At 74.3% G+C, this 16,086-nt stretch carries 18 protein-coding genes; all 18 read right to left on the bottom strand.

The window, feature by feature from the left end:
* Positions 1–5 precede the first annotated feature (5 nt).
* The 18 genes from ABT238_RS10795 to ABT238_RS10710 all read right to left on the bottom strand — a co-directional run bounded on the left by ABT238_RS10795 (position 6) and on the right by ABT238_RS10710 (position 15,910).
* Positions 6–1,283: a tyrosine-type recombinase/integrase gene (locus tag ABT238_RS10795; protein WP_350756581.1), complete on the bottom strand. Its 1,278-nt coding sequence runs from the start codon at positions 1,281–1,283 to the stop codon at positions 6–8.
* Positions 1,284–1,286: 3 nt separating this feature from the next.
* Entirely contained in the window at positions 1,287–1,517 is a 231-nt protein-coding gene (locus ABT238_RS10790) for a helix-turn-helix domain-containing protein (protein WP_350756578.1), read from the bottom strand.
* 257 nt (positions 1,518–1,774) lie between these two features.
* Positions 1,775–3,772 (bottom strand): DUF3987 domain-containing protein, encoded by a 1,998-nt coding sequence (locus ABT238_RS10785; protein WP_350756575.1) that lies wholly within the window; start codon positions 3,770–3,772, stop codon positions 1,775–1,777.
* A gap of 73 nt (positions 3,773–3,845) precedes the next feature.
* Entirely contained in the window at positions 3,846–4,196 is a 351-nt protein-coding gene (locus ABT238_RS10780; RefSeq protein ID WP_350756573.1) for a hypothetical protein, read from the bottom strand.
* Entirely contained in the window at positions 4,193–5,758 is a 1,566-nt protein-coding gene (locus ABT238_RS10775) for a DNA cytosine methyltransferase (protein WP_350756570.1), read from the bottom strand. Before ABT238_RS10775 ends, ABT238_RS10780 begins: the two co-directional genes overlap by 4 nt.
* Positions 5,755–6,351: a hypothetical protein gene (locus ABT238_RS10770; RefSeq protein ID WP_350756567.1), complete on the bottom strand. Its 597-nt coding sequence runs from the start codon at positions 6,349–6,351 to the stop codon at positions 5,755–5,757. Before ABT238_RS10770 ends, ABT238_RS10775 begins: the two co-directional genes overlap by 4 nt.
* A 112-nt stretch (positions 6,352–6,463) precedes the next feature.
* Positions 6,464–7,240 (bottom strand): PP2C family protein-serine/threonine phosphatase, encoded by a 777-nt coding sequence (locus tag ABT238_RS10765; protein ID WP_350756564.1) that lies wholly within the window; start codon positions 7,238–7,240, stop codon positions 6,464–6,466.
* Positions 7,241–7,361: 121 nt separating this feature from the next.
* Positions 7,362–7,634: a hypothetical protein gene (locus ABT238_RS10760; RefSeq protein WP_350756562.1), complete on the bottom strand. Its 273-nt coding sequence runs from the start codon at positions 7,632–7,634 to the stop codon at positions 7,362–7,364.
* A gap of 15 nt (positions 7,635–7,649) precedes the next feature.
* Positions 7,650–8,099 (bottom strand): hypothetical protein, encoded by a 450-nt coding sequence (locus ABT238_RS10755; protein WP_350756560.1) that lies wholly within the window; start codon positions 8,097–8,099, stop codon positions 7,650–7,652.
* A gap of 91 nt (positions 8,100–8,190) precedes the next feature.
* The gene (locus ABT238_RS10750; RefSeq protein ID WP_350756558.1) at positions 8,191–8,379 is read right to left on the bottom strand and encodes a hypothetical protein; all 189 of its coding nucleotides are present in this window, start codon (positions 8,377–8,379) and stop codon (positions 8,191–8,193) included.
* A gap of 234 nt (positions 8,380–8,613) precedes the next feature.
* The gene (locus ABT238_RS10745; RefSeq protein WP_350756556.1) at positions 8,614–10,728 is read right to left on the bottom strand and encodes a hypothetical protein; all 2,115 of its coding nucleotides are present in this window, start codon (positions 10,726–10,728) and stop codon (positions 8,614–8,616) included.
* 90 nt (positions 10,729–10,818) lie between these two features.
* Entirely contained in the window at positions 10,819–12,492 is a 1,674-nt protein-coding gene (locus ABT238_RS10740) for a hypothetical protein (RefSeq protein ID WP_350756554.1), read from the bottom strand.
* A 149-nt stretch (positions 12,493–12,641) separates the two neighbouring features.
* Complete coding sequence (locus ABT238_RS10735; RefSeq protein ID WP_350756552.1) at positions 12,642–12,881, bottom strand: hypothetical protein; 240 nt, start codon at positions 12,879–12,881, stop codon at positions 12,642–12,644.
* 5 nt (positions 12,882–12,886) lie between these two features.
* Positions 12,887–13,318, bottom strand: a complete 432-nt coding sequence (locus ABT238_RS10730) for a RapZ C-terminal domain-containing protein (protein WP_350756550.1) — start codon at positions 13,316–13,318, stop codon at positions 12,887–12,889.
* A gap of 18 nt (positions 13,319–13,336) precedes the next feature.
* Positions 13,337–13,654 (bottom strand): hypothetical protein, encoded by a 318-nt coding sequence (locus ABT238_RS10725; protein WP_350756548.1) that lies wholly within the window; start codon positions 13,652–13,654, stop codon positions 13,337–13,339.
* Positions 13,651–14,007 (bottom strand): hypothetical protein, encoded by a 357-nt coding sequence (locus ABT238_RS10720; protein WP_350756546.1) that lies wholly within the window; start codon positions 14,005–14,007, stop codon positions 13,651–13,653. Before ABT238_RS10720 ends, ABT238_RS10725 begins: the two co-directional genes overlap by 4 nt.
* A 17-nt stretch (positions 14,008–14,024) precedes the next feature.
* Positions 14,025–15,521, bottom strand: coding sequence for a DUF2637 domain-containing protein (locus ABT238_RS10715; RefSeq protein WP_350756544.1), 1,497 nt, complete (start codon positions 15,519–15,521; stop codon positions 14,025–14,027).
* 101 nt (positions 15,522–15,622) lie between these two features.
* Positions 15,623–15,910: a hypothetical protein gene (locus ABT238_RS10710; protein ID WP_350756542.1), complete on the bottom strand. Its 288-nt coding sequence runs from the start codon at positions 15,908–15,910 to the stop codon at positions 15,623–15,625.
* Between the last annotated feature and the right edge of the window lie 176 nt (positions 15,911–16,086).

Raw genomic sequence — 16,086 nt, 5'->3', positions numbered from 1 at the left:
CCGATTCACTCCTCCTGGGCCGTCTGTGGGCCGTCAGGCATCGGACCGGTGGCCCATCCGAGCGTTTCGTAGAGCCTGTCGACGGCCCGGCGGGTGCGGCCGTCGCTGCTCGGCATCAGGTGCGTGTAGACCCGGAGCGTGAACCCGGGGTCGCTGTGACCCAGGTACTGGCTCAGCGCCTTCACGTTCTCGCCGGCGTCCAGCAGGACGGTGGCGTAGAAGTGCCGGAGAGCGTGCATGCCGTCCTCCCGGGACGCCTGGTGCCGCTTGCCCTTCTCGGGCTCCGGGATGACCCCGGCCGCGGCGAGAGCGGGCTTCCACGCGTACGTGTTGAAGTCGGGCCGCCGCACCGGCCCACCGTCCTCCCGGGAGAACAGCAGCCGTTTCGTCACCGGGGGACCGTCCGGGGTGAGCCACGGCAGCGTCACCTCGTCCGGCGGGAACGCCTTCATGTGGGCCTTGAAGAGGCGACCCACCTGCGCGGGGAGCGGTACGTCCCGGACCTTCCCGCGCTTCGGTGGGGCGAACACCAGACGCCCGCCGATGACCTTGACCTGGTAGCCGACGTGCAGCCAGCCGGTGTCGAACCCGATCTCGTCGATCGGCAGGCCGAAGATCTCCCCCTGGCGGAGCCCGCATCCGCCGCCGGCGTCCGCCATCGCCCGGTACCGTTCCGGCAGCCCCGCACGCACGGCGTCCACTCGGTCCGCCGACCACGGGCGGAGCCGCCCCGGCGCCCGGCCGGGAGCGGTGACCGACCGGGAGCGGCACGGGTTCGTCGTTCGCAGCTGGTCCTCGACGGCCGCGGTGAAGATGCCGGAGACGCTGCCGAAGATGACCCGGCGGTACGACGACGCCGGCACGGCCTTCTCCAACTCGGCCAGCCACTCCCGGATGTGGGACGGCAGGAACGAGTCCATCGGGCGCGGGCCCAGGTACGGGATCGCGTGCCGACGGATCTGGGCGTGCACCGAGGCCCGGGTGTTGAGGTCGGTGTGCTGGGAGTCCAGCCACCTTTCCGCGTACTGCTTGAAGGTGACCCGGGCAGCCTTCGGGTCGACGTACTGGCCGCGCGACATGTCGGCCTCGATCCGGGTCAGCCAGTCCTCGGCCAGTCGCTTCTGACGGTCCGGGAAGGACTTGGACTTCTCCGTGCCGTCGGGGCCGACGTAGCGGGCGCGGTAGCGCATGCCCGTGCCGTAGCGCTCGGTGCGGACCCGGCGCGGCTTGCCGTTGGGGCCGGGCTCGGTCTTGTACCAGCGGTCCTGGATGTGTCCTGCCATGGATCAAGCCGCCTGTTCGTTCTGCTCGGCCGCCCATTCGGCGACGGCCTGGGGGTGGTAGCGGACGTGCCGGCCGACCCGGAAGCCGGGCGGCCCCGTGCGCTTGCGGCGCCACTGGTAGACGGTCTCCAGCGGCACACCGAAGATCCGGGCGATGTCCTCGGGTTCGAGGTAGCGGTCGGGGAGGGGGCGGACGACCGTTGTGGTACCGCCGCGTTGGCCCTTCGCGGGCATGCGGATACCTCCGGCGAGGGGTTCGGATGGTGGGTTGCGGAGTGTTGCGGGCCCTCGCACGCACGGGGATGGAGGGCGGAAGGCGTCAGGGATGTCAGAGGAAACCGCCGACCTGCGACTTTGGCTCCTGGCAGGGCGTCAGGGGTTGTCAGGGCTGCCAGGGAAAGGCGCTGATTCCCTGACAGCCCTGACAACCCCTGACGCCGTGTCCGGAGCCGTTCTCGCTGGTCAGGGGATTGCCCTGACATCCCTGACGGTCACCGGGCTTCGGCCCCGTCCGTGGGCGCGCTCACGGACGGGTGGACACGGTAGGTGACGGCTTGCGGGCGGCCGCGCTGGCCGGTGGGCGCGTGCTGGTCGGTGCGGAGCCAGCCGTGCTGTTCGAGCAGGGCCAAGGCCGGTTCGACGTCGGCGACCTTCTTGAAGCGGCGGCTGCTGGCGACGGCGTCGTGGGCCTTGATGTGGGTGCGGTGGGTGCCGTCCTTCTTCGGACGGCGGAGCCATTGGAGGAGGGCGTCGGCATCCTCGGTGGCGGGGTCGGCGGCGATGAGGTCGAAGACCGCGAGGGTGTGCGCGGTGTAGTAGTCGGCGATCTCGGCGGCGCGGTCGACGACGCCGGCCTGCAGGTCGGTGCGCCAGGTGCCGGGGTCGTGGTCGGGGGTGATGTGGTCGGCGAGGTGGAGCAGGACGGCGATGCGGGCGATGTGGCCCACCAGCTTGCCCGCCCAGTCCTTGATGTGGGCGAGCGGCTGGTCAGGACGGAGCTGCACTTCGACGCGCTCCTGCAGCTTCTCGACGGCGAGGTCGGCGGCCTGGTCCATGACCACGATCACGGGCTCGGAGAGGTCGGTCATGGTGCGGAGCAAGCGGGTCAGGTTGCCGTCGTAGGCGTTCGCGACCTTGTCGGGGATCGGGTCGGTGCGGACCTTGCGCCAGCCGAGGTTGGAGGGCGGGAGGGAGTAGAGGAAGCGGGCGAGCAGGCCGCGGTCGCGGGCGCCGGGGGCGGCGCCGAGTTCCTGCAGGACGGCCGGCTGCGGGGTGACACCGATGGTCAGCGCGGGCTTGTCGACGGTGGGCTGCTCGCGGGTGATCCGGTCGGCCTGGAGGCGCTCGCCCTTGTGGGCCTGCAGGAACACGCCCAGGTTCGGCTTGCTGCTGTAGCGGCCGACCATGCTGTCGAACAGGTCGCCCTCGGGCGAGAGCGCGGCCAGGCAGCGGTGGACGGCGAGCTGGCTGGTGACGGTCTCCGGGGTGATGTCCCCCGACAGCGTCAGGCGCGGGTTCGGCGGGACGACGATCTGCTCCGCGAGCAGTTTCGCGGCGGAGATCTCGGCGACCAGGTGCGCGCGGTCGAGGTCGGGGTTCTTGCGGGCCTTGGCCATCAGCGCTTCGACCTCGGCCAGAGCGGTGTCCTTGGCGGTCTCGGCCTCGATGATCGCCGCCCGGGAGTCGGCCTGCAGCTCGGCCTCGACCTTGTAGACCGGGCCCATGGTGAACGCGAAGACGTCGGACTTCCGGCTGGCCGGCGGCATCGCGCAGGTCAGGTAGAGGTTCGACTGCTCGCGCCAGCCGGGCCGGATCTCCACGCCCACCCGTCCGCCGGCTGCCGTGGACAGCGCGGCGAGGGCCATGGTGGCAGCGGCGTCGGGTGGGGTCTGGGTGAACTCGGCGACCGCGTCGACGTAGGCGCCGACCCATCCGGGCAGGGCCTTGACGGGGAAGGTGGGCAGGCCGGTGTGGGAGCCGAGCGGGACGGGGTCGAGCCAGGTGTCCCCGGTGGCGAGGTCAGCGAGCACGGACAGCGCGGCGGTGCGGACCGCGTCCAGGTCGGTCTCGGTGTCGCCGGCCATGTGGGCGAGGCGGCTGGTGGTGGTGCCGATGCGGCGGCGCTCGGCGGCGACGCGTACGACCTCGGCGTAGTAGTCGCCGTTCGCCGCGGTCGGGGTGGCCTCGATGCAGGTGTGCAGGTAGCCGGGCCCGCCGATCCGGCCGAGGTCGCCCTGAGCGCGCAGGACGCCGGTCAGCAGCAGCGGGTCCACCGGCCGCTCACCGCCGGCCATGCGGGTGATGGCGCGCCAGATCGTCTCGTGCGCGGGGTGGTGGAAGACGCCGGGGTCGCCGAGCTGGGCGGCGAGCGCGGGAATCTGGGCGGGGTCGAGGAGGGCGGCGCCGATGACGGCCTGTTCAGCGGCCTTGATCTCGGCGGGTTCGGGCCGGAACGGGATCACGTTGGGGTGCGCGTACTCGGTGCTCATCGCGGCTCCTTTCGTACGGAGCGGGCGGCCCGCGCCTGGACGGTGCCGGGCGCGGGCCGCGAGAGGGGAGGGTTCAGAACAGGGCGTCCGGCCCGGCGGCCGGGGCGGAGGACTGCCGGGCGGCGCGGGCGCGATGCCGGGTGGCGTCGTGGCAGGCCGGGCACCACGCGGCCAGCTCCCGCTTTGGCAGGGCGGCGGCGCGGTGGGCGGGCATCAGCAGGCCGTCCGGGTTGGCGGGTGCGGCGAGCAGGTGGACGGGGCCGGTGCCGTGGCGCGCATAGGCGCCGTGGGTAGCGGGGCAGCGTCCGCCGTTCTTGTCATGGGTCTTGCCGCAGGTGCCGCGGCACTGGCAGCGTCCGGCGGCCCCGGCGAGGACGGCCGCCCACAGGCCGTTGTCGCCGAGGGGCGGGGTGCGGCCGTTCACGCGGCCCACCCCGTGGCCAGGGCGTGGCCGGTGACGGCCTCGACCAGGGCGGAGACGAGGAGTTCGGCGACATTGGAGGTGACGGCGTTGCCGAACTGGCGGACCCTCTCCCGCTTGTTGCCGATCACGACGTAGTCGCGGGCGAACGTCATCGCGGCGCCGATCTCGTGCGGCTCCAGCATCCGGAACAACACCTCGTCCACGTCCGCACCGTCCTGTCCGCCGGCGGCGAGGCCGTAGCGGTCGCGGGTGGTCAGGGTGCCGACCGGCTCACCAACGGGGCGGGCGCCGCTGTTGCCGTAGTACGGGGTCAGCAGCGCCGACCAGTCGACCGAGGCAGGGGTGGGCGGAAGGGTCAGGCCGTGGTGGTTGCCGGAGGCGGTGACCGTGGCCAGCGCGTCCAGAACCGGCCGGGCGTCGGAGCCGCCGCCCCGGAGTTCGGCGATGAACGGCAGCCAAGCCAGCCCGGTCTCGTTGCGGGCGGTCTGGGTGCGCATCGGATCCTCGACCCGGCCAGTGGCCTTGCCGTCGCGACCCTCGGTGGGTACCAGCAGCGGCGGGACCGCCAGGCCGTCGTTCTCGCGGGTGGTGCGTGTCGGCGCCGGGACGGTGACGGGCGTCGCCCCGGTGCGCCAGGTGCCGCCGGCCGGGGCGAGCAGCGGCGCTCCGTACTTGCGGATCCCGGCGCGGATCCGCTCCCGCGTGGCGGCCGCGTAGGGCGTGTACGTCTTGCCGGGCTTGCCGTCGCCGATCCGGCGGCCGGTCAGCGACCAGTCGATGATGCTCGCGGCCGGGACGACGGGCGGCTCGACGACGGCGTTGCGGCAGGTGACGTTGGGGCAGCGGTAGACGTACTGCTGGCGGTAGCGGCCCATGTCGGCGCCGGGCCGCTTGAACGCCTGGACCGCCCGCACCGGCCTGTCGCACCGCTCGCACCACGCGGTGGGCCGCAGCCACTTGTCCCAGTCGGGGTCCCGGCCGAGGTCGGTGCGCCAGTAGGCGAGGTAGAGGCGGTCGCGGGACTGCGGGGCGACGGGGATGACGTTCGGGCGGGCGTGCATGGAGTTCAGCGCGATGAGGCGGGTGCGGTAGCCGAGGGTGCGGATGCTGTCGACCCAGGTGTTCCACAGGTCCCAGGCGCGGACGTCGACGACGTTCTCGACGACGCCGGCCAGGACGGGCTTGCCGCGGGCGGCCATGGCCTCCAGGTAGCGGGGGACGTCCCACATCAGGGCGCGGGAGCGGTCGGCGGCGGCGTCGGTGAGGGTGTCGCCGAACAGGTCGGGCTGCTTGTCGAAGTCGCGGCGCTTGCCGCGGGCGTTGGACCACTGCGGGCACTCGGGGGAGGCCCAGAACAGGTCCGCGGCGGGGAAGCGGGCGACGTCGGTGTCGTGGAGGTCGCCGAGGAAGTGGTCGGCGGCGGGGAAGTTCGCGGCGTGCGAGGCGATGGCTTTGTCCCAGTGGTTCGCTGCCAGCACGGGGACCACGCCGGGGACGGCGGCGGCGCCGGTGCTGGAGCCGCCGGCGCCGCAGAAGAAGTCGATGTAGGTCAGCCCGCTCACCGGCCACCGCCGAGCAGGTCGTCGACCAGCGGGACCAGGTGCTCGTTGGCGTGGGCAGCGAGGGCGGTGACGACCTGCTTGGCCTCGTGGGTGAGGGTGCGGCCGGGCCGGGCGGCGGTGGGCCGCAGCAGGATGTCGTCGGGGATGGGGACGAGGAGGGTGGCGGCGAGCAGGACGGCCGGGCGGTCGGTGCGCTCGGGGCCGACGAGCACGGGCCACGGGTCGTCGGGGCGGGACCACGCGTCACGCTCCCAGTCCCGGACGCGCAGCCGGCTGTCGGGGCGGCGCGCGAGATCACCATGCCGCAGGCCGACCTTGGCGCAGAACCCGGCGCGGCCGTTGTGGTCGCGGTGCACGGTGAGCGGGTAGACGTCGGGGCGCACGTCCACGTAGCCGGGGGACATCACCGGGTAGGTGGCCACCGACCACGCGACGGCGGCGAAGTCCACCGGGGTGAGCGGCTGGCCGTCCTGGTGGAAGTCGTCGGCGTGCTTCGCGATGTAGGCGCTGTAGCGGGAGTGGCCGTCGGAGGCCTGCTCGCGGTCGCGGATGTCGTCCACGATCGCGAGCGTGAAGCGGTCGAACTCGGGCATGCTTGGTCCCGTCTCTGTTGAGGGGATGCACGGCCCCGCACCAGCCGATCTCTGCCAGGAGTTGGCGGCTGGTGTGGGGCTTCGTGCTGTCCGGGGCTGTTCGGTGGGCGGGTCAGCGGGTGGGGTGCAGGTCGATGACCAGGGCGGTGGCGTTGTCGGCCCCGGCGGGGTCGGCGCTCACGGCGAGGTCGGTGAGGCGCTGGGCGACGGCGTCGGGGGCGCCGTCGAGGACCGGGGTGGGGACGGCGCGTCCGTCGCGGTGTCGGGGGGTGCCGTCCGGGCTGGGCGGCGGGAGGGTGCCGGCGTTCTCGTGCGGCAGGTAGGCGCCGTCGGAGGCGAGCAGGAGCCGCCGCGGGCCCGGCCCAGGGCCGAGGTCCACGGTCACCGTGTCGATGCGGCCGGTGGGGAAGCACAGCGACGACGTCAGGTAGTCGTGGGCGTCGGCCTCGGGGGCGCGGCCCTCGCGACGCTGGGTGGTGGCCTCGTTGTGGTCGATGGTGAGCAGGTGGGCCCGGCCCTGTTCGGCGAGGTAGGCGCGGCAGTCTCCGGCCCACGCGGCGTGCAGGCGGCCGGCGGGGGTGAGGACGGCGACGATCGCGGCGGCGTCCGCCGGCCAGTCCCCGGGGTGGCCGATGGTGGCGCGGGTGGCGCGCAGGGCGGGTCGGATCTGCCGGATCGCGGCGCCGGGGTCTCCGAGATGGGCCGCCGTCTGGGCGAGCCCAAGCGCGGCGGCACGCACCCAGATGGCGGTGTGGAGGCGGTCTCCGATGCCGTCGAGCAGGACCCACGCCCGGTGACCGGTGACCGAGTTCTCGTCGTAGGCGGTGGTGTCGGCCTGGTGGGTGCGGCTCCCGATGTGCTGGGAGGCCGTCTGGTGGGTGGTGAACACTGGTGGCGCCTCTCCTCGTGCCGTGGGGCTGGACGGTCCAGCTCCCCTCACCACCCACTGCGGGGGTGGGTGGATCGGGCAACTGCCGTACGGGCAGACGACGAAGCGCTACCTCGGGTGGCTAGAACGGCGGCTCGGTCGAGTAGGCGGGCGGGGTCCAGCCGAAGAGCAGGTGGGCGATCCAGCGGGGGACCGGGAGCAGGTGCCGGACGCGGTCGGGGTTCCAGCAGGGGCAGTGCCAATACTCGGTTCCGCCGTACTCGCCGTGTTCGTCGGCGTAGTCCTCGGGCCACCCGCCGTGGCCCTCGCAGTCGCGGCACTTCGGGTCGGGGGCGTCGGCCAGTTCGATCGCGGGGGCGGGCCAGGGGTTAAGGCGCAGTCGCAGGCGGGCCATGAAGAGTTCCTCCGGTCAGCGGTTGCGGTTGGTCACGTTGACGTTGACGTTCACGGCGCCCTGCCCGCCGCCCCGGCCCCGCCCGCCGCCGGTGGTCTTGGCGAGGGCGTAGGCGCCGACGCCGAGTGCGGCGAGGCCGCCGACGCTCCCGGCCGCCGCGGCAACGGCCTGCACCGCGTATCCGACGCCGAGGCCGCCGGCGCCGAGGGCGACGCCGCCGGCGAGCAGACGGGCGGGCCACGGGTCCCGCGCCGCGGTCGGCTCAGCGGCGGTGGCCGGGGCGGGCGCGGGGATGTAGACGGCGGTCGGCGCGAGCGCCGGGTACTGGGCGACCGGGGCCGGGGCGGTGGGGTGGTAGAGGGCGGGCGGGGTGGCGAGCGGGGTGGGGGTGAGGTAGTAGGGGGTGCCGTCCGGGCCGTGGAGCACCGGGGCGGCGGTGGGCTGCGGGGTTGTGGTGCGGTCCATCGGGGTCTCCCGTCGGCGTGGCCGAAGGATTTCCCGTCGCGGGGCCGGAGCTCCAGCTGCGTGGCAGGAAATCCTTCGCTTTGAAGTGGGGTCAGTTGCCGGAGACGAGCCGGACCAGGGAAGCGAGGAAGTCGTTCACGGGGTCGGCGAGGCCGGTTCCGGCGGCGGTGAAGCCGGACAGCCAGAGCACGGCGGCGGTGGGCAGGGAGACGCGCCGGCCTCGGAGGAGGACGGCGGAGATGATCGCGAACAGGACGGTGGTGCTGAGCGCAACGATCACGGCGGGCTCTCTTCCGAGGGACGGAGTGGGTGTGGAGCGGCCCGCCCGGGGGTGTGTGCGGGCGGGCCGTGGTGCCTGTCATCGGGGGTGTCATCCGCCCTGTCTGTCACCTGTCGCCTGTCACCTGTCTGTCACCTGTAATCCGCAGGTCATACGGGGGGTGACAGGGTTTCGGGGCGTCCGGATGGGCCCCTCGCGGTGTGGGGTGACAGGTGACAGACAGGGGGGTCGGGGTCAGGTGCCGGGGGCGTGGTCGCGGTGGACGTAGCGGGTCTTGCTGCCCTCGCCGATGCGGACCGCGTCGCCGCTCTCGACCCATGCCTTGAGCCAGTTCTGGAGTACGGGGCGGCGGGTGCCGTAGGTGTCTTTCAGGGCCCGTTCCATGGCGGAGGCTCCGGTGCCCTCGGGCCCGGCGTCGCGCAGCAGCCGCAGCGCGGCGTCCTTCGCGTCGGGCGTCTCGGGGACGGCCGGTTCACGGCCGGTGGTCCAGGTGGACGGGTCGGTCCAGTCGGTGCCCGGCGGGGTGGGGTCGTCCTTGGCGGCGGCCGGCAGGAGCCAGATCGACTCCAGGTCGTCCGGGTCGGCGGCCGGGACGGTGTCCCATCCGGCGGTGGCCTTCCATCCGCCGGCCGGGGCGGCACCACCTCTGGCCGGGGCGGTGGGTGCCGGGCCGGACGCGGCGCTCGTTCCGGCCGGGGCGGCTGCGGCGACGGTCTCGGCGCCGCCGGCCCACAGGTGGCCGCAGCGTTCGAGCAGCCACCGGTCGGTGTAGTCGGCGCCTGCGGCTTCGAGGGAGGGGGTGTCGAGGGCGGGGCGGCGGTGGGCGGTGAGCGCGCTGATCTCCTCGATCATGTCGGGGGTGATGCGCGGCTGACGGGCCTTGGCGGGCTGCTTGCCCTCGGTGCCGACCAGGACCGAGCCCGGGCCGGAGAAGCTGTCTTCGGCGCGCAGGGCCCGCCAGCCGAAGAGGTGTCCGAGTTCGGAGTCCTCCAGGGCGCCGGTGGCGAGGCGGTTGGAGGCCATCTTGCGTACGAGCGGGTCGGGCAGGACGTCCTGGGTGACGCGCAGGACGGACAGCACGGCGCGGATCGCCATGGCGCGGGCGATGCGCACGACCTCGGAGACGCCGGCGAGGATCTGGCGGGCCTCGCGGGTGGCGGCGACCTCGGCGCCCTCGTCCATGATGATGACGATCTCGGGGATCTTCGGGCCGACGGGCAGCTTGTCGTCGTTGGCGTCGCGCATGGCGTCCTGGTAGGCGACCTTGCGGGACTTGGCGATGCGCACGGCGGCGGCGAGCATGCGCTTGGCCTCCTCGATGGTGGAGGCGACCCAGTCCACGCCCGGGACGGGGATGTCGGCGTCGGCCCAGCGCGAGCCGGGCCGCTGGATCTGGGCGTCGCGCCAGGCGTTGAGCCACGGCAGGCCGATGGAGCCGCCGTTGAGGTCGATCACCCACACCAGCACGTCGTTCGTCTGGTCCAGTCGCGCGATGAGGCTGTGGAGCCAGTTGGTCTTGCCGGTACCGGTGGGCCCGGTGACGATGGTGGAGGCCTGGCGCAGGTCCATCTCGGCGCGGGCGCCGTCGGACAGCAGCGCGACCGGGATCGGGTTGTTGACGGTGGTGGTCTCCTCGATCTCCTCGACAGGGAAGAGGAGTTGGTCGGTGAGGACTTTGGTGGTGACCTGGATGAGGACGCGGCGCCGGGAGACGCCGGGCATGACCTGCAGGCCGCAGCCGTCGGGCAGGTCGAGGTCGGAGCCGAGGCCTTCGGCGCGGTCGGCGATGGCCCGTCGGGTGGTGCCGCCCTCGGGCAGTTCGAGTTCGAGGGTGTAGCCGGCGCCGGAGGGCCAGTGCTCGATGCCCAGGACGGTCACCTCGACCGCGCAGACGCGCTTGATGCGCTCGGTCCACTCGGCGGCGAGCTGGCGGCGGGCGCCGATCAGCAGCAGGTGGTGGCGCTTGGCCTGCTCGACCTCCTCGTGCGCGGCGAAGCCGACCGCGAGAGTGCCGGCGGCGATCCCGGCGGCGGCGAGCGAGCCGATCTCGGGCCACTGCCACGGCCCGCCGTGGGCGAGCGCCCAGGACGACCAACCGCCGGCCGCCATCCAGCACGTGCCCCGGAACGCGAGGGTGGCGCCGGTCAGGCGCTTGCGCAGGCCGGCGCCGATGGTGCCGAGGGCCCCGGCGGCGCCGGCGGCGAGCGCCCATCCGGCGGGCATGCCGGTGGCGTGGCCGAGCGCGGTGGTCGACAGGGCGCCGAGGGTGCCGTTCAGGGTGCCGGACAGCAGGCCGTGCCCGGCGCTCCAGTCCAGACGCGGGCCGGTGTTCTTGGTGTTCTTGGTCATGGGGCGGCCTCCAGCCGGGAAGGGGCCGGGCCGTCCACAGGGTGTGGACGGCCCGGCGAGGGGTGTGGGTGCTGGGGATGCGGGGGTGGGTCAGACGTTCCACTTCCGCTCGGCGTCCAGGCCGTTGCGGGGGTTGTCGTAGCGGGCCAGCTCGGCCTCGTGGGCCTGGCGGAAGGTCGGGGCGACCTCGTCCAGGGCGTCGATGACACGGCGCATGGCCTGGTAGCCCTGGCTGATCTCCTCGACCACCGCCGCGTCCAGCGGCAGCTCCTCGGCGCCCTTCTCCGCCAGGACCCGCAGCACCTCCTGGAAGGTGAGGTAGGCCAGCGGCAGCTGCTCGGAGAGCTGCAGGAAGTCCAGCATGGTCTCCGGGTCGAAGGCGCTGACGGCGGTGAGCAGGTCGTCGGCGACGGCGGTCAGGCTGAACGGGCCGGCGGCCGTGCCGCCGGTGGTGGCGCCGTTGGAGGGCGTGGTCACGGTGACGTTCTCCTTCACGGTGGGCTTGCCGAGGGTGATCGGGGCGACGGCGGGGGTGGTGTCGGGGCGGCAAGGGCGGCCGAAGACCTCGAACGCGACGATGCCGCCGGTGCCGGACGCGGCCGGGGTGGGGGCGGGGCGGCCGGGGATGTTGACGGTCTCCGCCGGGACCGGCACACCCACCACCCCGGTGACGGGGTCGGCGGTGCCGAGGATCGCGGCGGTGCGGGCGTCACGGACGGCACGGGCCCGCTCGGCCATGCGCCGCCAGGTACGCCGCATGTGGCCGCTGACCTTGCCCTTGTACCGCCAGTTGCCGGCCAGCGCGGAGCCGAGGCCAACCAGGCCGGTCGCCAGCACGGCCCCGCCCATGCGGGCCCGGTGGCGCGTGGCCGAGCGCTTCAACGCCTTGGCCTGCACCGGGGTGAGGTGCCCCCGCGCGGCGCCCGGACCCTGAGGGCGGGCCCCGGCGCCGGTGGCCGGGTCGATCCCGGCCGCCCGCAACGCCTTGGCCTGTCCCTTGGCGACCCGGCGGGCGGTGCGCTCGGCGATGCGGGCCAGCCGCTTGTCCCGGCGCTCGGCACCCCGCCGGGCCCGCCCGGCCAGGGCCGGGTCCTGCAGGCCCGGCAGGCGGGAGGCCGCCCGCGCCAGGGTGTGCACGATCGCGGGCGGCCGGTACCCGCCGCCGGCGCTCCGCCCGGCCTTGGTGGGCCGCCCGGCCTGCCGGGGCGCGCCGACCGCCCCGGCGCGGTGGGTGGTGTGGGGCGTGGTTCCGGCCGTTCGCTGCATGCCGGGTCCCTTCGGGTCAGCGGTGTGGTGGGCGGGAACACCTGCCCCGGCCCGGCTCCCGGCCGAACCGGGGCCGGACCGGCGGGCAGCAGCGGCGGAGTTCGCCGAACGCCCCTGCGGCGAAGGGGTGTTGGAGGAGGTGGTGGCGCGGGCGGGCGGGGTGAAGAGGCCACCCGGCCCGGCCCGGCGGTGGGCGGGGACCGCGCGGGAGGAGGGGCGCGGGCTGGTGCGGCGGTTGCGGGCCTTGCGGGCCAGGCCGCCGATCGCGGCGGCGCCGGCGGCCGCACCGACCACGGCGACGGCGCCGCCGCCCAGCGACGCGGCACCGGCACCGACGGCCCCGAGGGCGTTGGCGATGGCCACCGCCAGCGGGACACCCGGCACCGCGCCCGTCGAGGCCGCGGGCTTCGGTTCGGGCTTGGGCTTCGGGTCGGCGGGTGGCTGGTTCTGGGGCGCGGGGACGACCTCGACCAGCGTCGAGGCCGGCGGTTCGGACATGATGCGGGTATCCGGTTCTCTGAGGAGGGCGGAGCCCGGGACGGCCGCGCAGCTTGCAGGCGAGGGCGGCCGTCCCGGATCAGGCGGAGGCGATGAACGCGGCACCGCCCGGTGGCGGGCGCGGTGCGGGGCGCACGGCTCCCTGCTGGTCAGAGCCGGTCGGGCTCCAGCGAGAAGAACAGGACGTTGCCGGTGGCGGTCGCGGGGTAGGTCCGCGTCATCAGAACGCGGATCTCCTGGTAGGCGGCCATGCGGCTGATGGGCTTGTCCGGGTGGACCGGGTAGTGGCCGGTCTCGGTGATCGCTCCGAAGCCCCCGCCGATCGGGAACTGCAGGGTGATCAGCCACGTGTAGAGGACCGGCTCGGCGGCCGTGCTGGTGGTCTCCACGGCGGTCAGCCCTCCCGACCGGCGGCGAGCGCGATGGCGTCGCCAGCGGCGGTCCGCTCGACGACCGGCTTGCCGAGGTCGCGGTGGACGAGCCGGACGGCGGTACCGGTTTTGCCGAGCCGCCGGGCCAGGGCCATGGCGACGGTGGCGGCGCGGTGGCGGCCGCCCGCGCAGCCGACCGCGATGGTCAGCGGCGCCTCGCTCGGCCCGGCGTCGAACGCGTCGACCAGCAGCGCGGCGGCGGTGATGGCCTCCCGGACGCCCGGCGTGCCGAGCACGGCCTGACGGACCGGGAGGTCGTGGGCGCTCTGGTGGCGCAGGGCGGGGTCGACGTGCGGGTCGCGGAAGTGGCGGCGCAGGTCGAGGGTGAGGTGGGCCTCGGGCGGGGCGCCGTGCAGGTAGCCGAAGCTGACGACCTCGATGGCGGTCACGGACATGGCGGGGTCCTCCCTCAGCTACTTCGTGGGGATGTCGGCGACGGCGAACAGCTCCACCGGCACGCCGCTGTGCTCACCGGTGGCGACCAGGCACGCACCGTGGTGGCATGCGCTGTAGGTGATGTCGCAGGGGTGGAGATCGAGGGCGGCGCGCCACTGCTCGAAGCGGGTGAGCGAGTCGTGGACGACCAGGGTCACGCCCCAGTCCGGGGCCCCGGTGTCGGTCTCGAAGTCGCACACCTCGAACTCGTCGGGCTGCGGCAGGTCGCCGTGCTCGACGAGCAGCATCATCAGCGCGTGCGCGGCGTCGGCCTGGCTGGCGGCGATCGTGGTCACGATGACGTCCCCTCGGTGGTGGGCTGGGCGAGGGTGTAGTAGCCGGTCAGGGTGAGCGGGACGCCGGCGTAGGTGGTGTCGGCGCTCAGCCAGGCGTGGGGGCCGGTGCTGGCGTGGTCGATGGCGGCGGGGTTGATCCCGAGGGCCTGGCGCCACTGCTCGAAGTCGCTCAGCGCGGTGTCGCGGTGGAAGCCGAAGCCCAGGCCCCAGACGAGGACCAGGTCGCCGGAGGTGTCGCGCTCGGGGGCCACGACGTGCTCGCTGGTGACCCTGGGGGCGGGCAGGTCGGCGTGGGCGTGCAGGGCGGCCATCAGCGCCCCGGCGGCGTTGAAGAGGTCGGATGCGGTCTGCATGGTGACTCCTGTGCTGGTCAGCGGGTCGGGGCGGCGGGGCGGTAGCCGTCGGCGAGGAGGTCGGCGGCCTCGGAGCGGCGCTGGGAGGCGGTGGCGAGGGAGACGTCCAGGGCGTCGGCGATGGTCTGGAGGGTGACGGCCTCCGGCGAGCCGGCCGCGAGGATCATGCGGGCGACGCGGCGGGTGGCGCGGGCGGCGGGGGTCAGCTTCGCCGCGTCCTCCGCTTCGACCGCGCGCAGGTCCGCTTCAGCGGCACGCTCGCGCGCTTCAGCGGCACCCCGGCGGGCGGTCTCGGCGGCGAACTGCAGGTCGGCCTCGGCGCGGTCGGCGGCGGCGGCGTCGCGGTCGGCTTCAGCCGCGCGGCGGCGCGCTTCAGCGGCGGCCTCCTCGGCTTCAGCCGCGCGCTTGGCCGTTTCGGCCTCGCGCAGCCGGGCCTGCTCGGCGGCCTCGTCGTCCTCGGCGCGGGCCCGCTCGAGGGCCGCCGCCTCACGCTCGGTTTCAGCGGTACGGCGGCGGGTTTCAGCGGCGGCCTGCTCCGTTTCAGCGGCAGCCCGGTCCGTTTCAGCGGCGCGCTGGCGGGCCTCGGCGGCCTCCTGCTCGGCGGTGGCGGCGGCCATCACGGCCTCGGCCTGATCGAGGCGTTCGGCGGCCTCCGCCTCCCGGCCCGCGGCCACGGTGCGGGCGTGGGCGTGGGCCTTGGCGGTCGCGGTCTCGGCGCCGACCTCGTACCCGGCGGCCTGAACGCGGCCCTCGGTCCGCAGCCTGGCGATGCGGGCCTCGGCGGCGCGGGCTTCGGCCCGGGCGGTCACTTCGGCCTCGAACGCGGCCTTGCGCTCGGCCCGTAGCTGCGCGGCCTCCTCGGCCTCCATGGGCAGAGCCAGGGCCTCGTCCACGGACAGGCCGAAGCGCTCCATGGTGAGGGGAAGGCGCTGGTCGGAGGGGGCCTTGTGCCAGTCGCCGCCGTGCTCGCGCTCCAGCATCACCCGGTAGACCAGGCGCTCGCGCTCCAGCGTGACGGCCCGGTCGTAGGAGGCGATGCCGTTCAGGCGCATCCGCCGGTACATCCGGAACGAGGGCCAGGGGGCGAGGATCCAGCGGTGCAGCGGCACGCCGTCGCGGCCGTGGCCGGCCTCGATCCGGGTGATCCGGATGACCAGGCGCCGCCCGGCCTCCACCACCGCCACGAACATGACGGGGATGACGGCGTGCATGCCGGTGCCGGTCGGGTTCGCCAGTAGCGGCCCCGCCGAAGCGGCGTTGAAGTAGATCGTGGCGGCGGTGAAACCGTGGGCCAGCAGTCGCAGCCACGGCGCCGGGGCACCCTTGCGGATCAGGTGCAGATCCATCGCCAGCAGCGCCACGATCCCGGCGTCCACACCGATGGGGAACGCGTAGCTGAAGTCGCCGAAGCCGTGCCTGAAGCCGAGGTCCTTCAGCGCGGTGTAGGAGCCGGAGAAGCCGATCGCGGCGAGCGCCGCGCCACCGAGCGCGGCGAGGATCGCCACCCCCAGCATCAGCTTGTCCGACCCAACCGGCCGCGCGCTCGCAGCGGCCGGGCGTCCGGTTGAAGCGGTGGCGGGCGGCGCTGAAGCGGGCGCCGGCGCGGTCATGGTGGTCACGCGGCCACCCGCTCGACGCTCGCCGTGCGGCGGATGACCGCCGGGCGCCGCAGCGGCACCGGCGCCGTGCTCAGCAGGCGCTCGGCGTAGGCGGCCAGCACCGGGTCGTCCCGGCGCAGGTCCGCCACGATGTCGGCCGCGGCGTCCATCCGGGCCTCGCGCTCGACGTCGTTCTCACCGGGCACGCCGGTGAACAGGCGGGTGAAGTCGGAGTCCACGCCGAGCGCCAGCTCGGCGAACTCCTCCTCCGTCAGGGCCGTCTGGCCTGCAACAATCGACCTCACGGGTCTACCTCTTCTCAGTTGGGGTGTGGGCCCGGGGCCGCCGCGCGATCCTTGGCCGGGAGCGCGGCGGCCCGCTTCATTCGGGCCCGGGCAACTCGAACGTCACGAGCAGCCACGACCCCCGGCACCCGCCCCGCAGTCATGGATGCGAGGGGGTGTCGAGGGCCGTGGTCACT

Origin of the sequence: Kitasatospora sp. NPDC001527, from assembly GCF_040298605.1 — a bacterium.
GTDB lineage: Bacteria > Actinomycetota > Actinomycetes > Streptomycetales > Streptomycetaceae > Kitasatospora.
The sequence above is the reverse complement of the archived record's forward strand: the minus strand, read 5'-3'. Positions and strand labels throughout refer to the sequence as shown.

Excerpts from the sequence above, each read along its gene's own strand:
- ABT238_RS10795 (WP_350756581.1), bottom strand. The coding sequence starts at position 1,283 with ATGGCAGGACACATCCAGGACCGCTGGTACAAGACCGAGCCCGGCCCC.
- ABT238_RS10790 (WP_350756578.1), bottom strand. The coding sequence starts at position 1,517 with ATGCCCGCGAAGGGCCAACGCGGCGGTACCACAACGGTCGTCCGCCCC.
- ABT238_RS10785 (WP_350756575.1), bottom strand. The coding sequence starts at position 3,772 with ATGAGCACCGAGTACGCGCACCCCAACGTGATCCCGTTCCGGCCCGAA.
- ABT238_RS10770 (WP_350756567.1), bottom strand. The coding sequence starts at position 6,351 with ATGCCCGAGTTCGACCGCTTCACGCTCGCGATCGTGGACGACATCCGC.
- ABT238_RS10760 (WP_350756562.1), bottom strand. The coding sequence starts at position 7,634 with ATGGCCCGCCTGCGACTGCGCCTTAACCCCTGGCCCGCCCCCGCGATC.
- ABT238_RS10755 (WP_350756560.1), bottom strand. The coding sequence starts at position 8,099 with ATGGACCGCACCACAACCCCGCAGCCCACCGCCGCCCCGGTGCTCCAC.
- ABT238_RS10745 (WP_350756556.1), bottom strand. The coding sequence starts at position 10,728 with ATGACCAAGAACACCAAGAACACCGGCCCGCGTCTGGACTGGAGCGCC.
- ABT238_RS10740 (WP_350756554.1), bottom strand. The coding sequence starts at position 12,492 with ATGTCCGAACCGCCGGCCTCGACGCTGGTCGAGGTCGTCCCCGCGCCC.
- ABT238_RS10730 (WP_350756550.1), bottom strand. The coding sequence starts at position 13,318 with ATGTCCGTGACCGCCATCGAGGTCGTCAGCTTCGGCTACCTGCACGGC.
- ABT238_RS10720 (WP_350756546.1), bottom strand. The coding sequence starts at position 14,007 with ATGCAGACCGCATCCGACCTCTTCAACGCCGCCGGGGCGCTGATGGCC.
- ABT238_RS10715 (WP_350756544.1), bottom strand. The coding sequence starts at position 15,521 with ATGCTGGGGGTGGCGATCCTCGCCGCGCTCGGTGGCGCGGCGCTCGCC.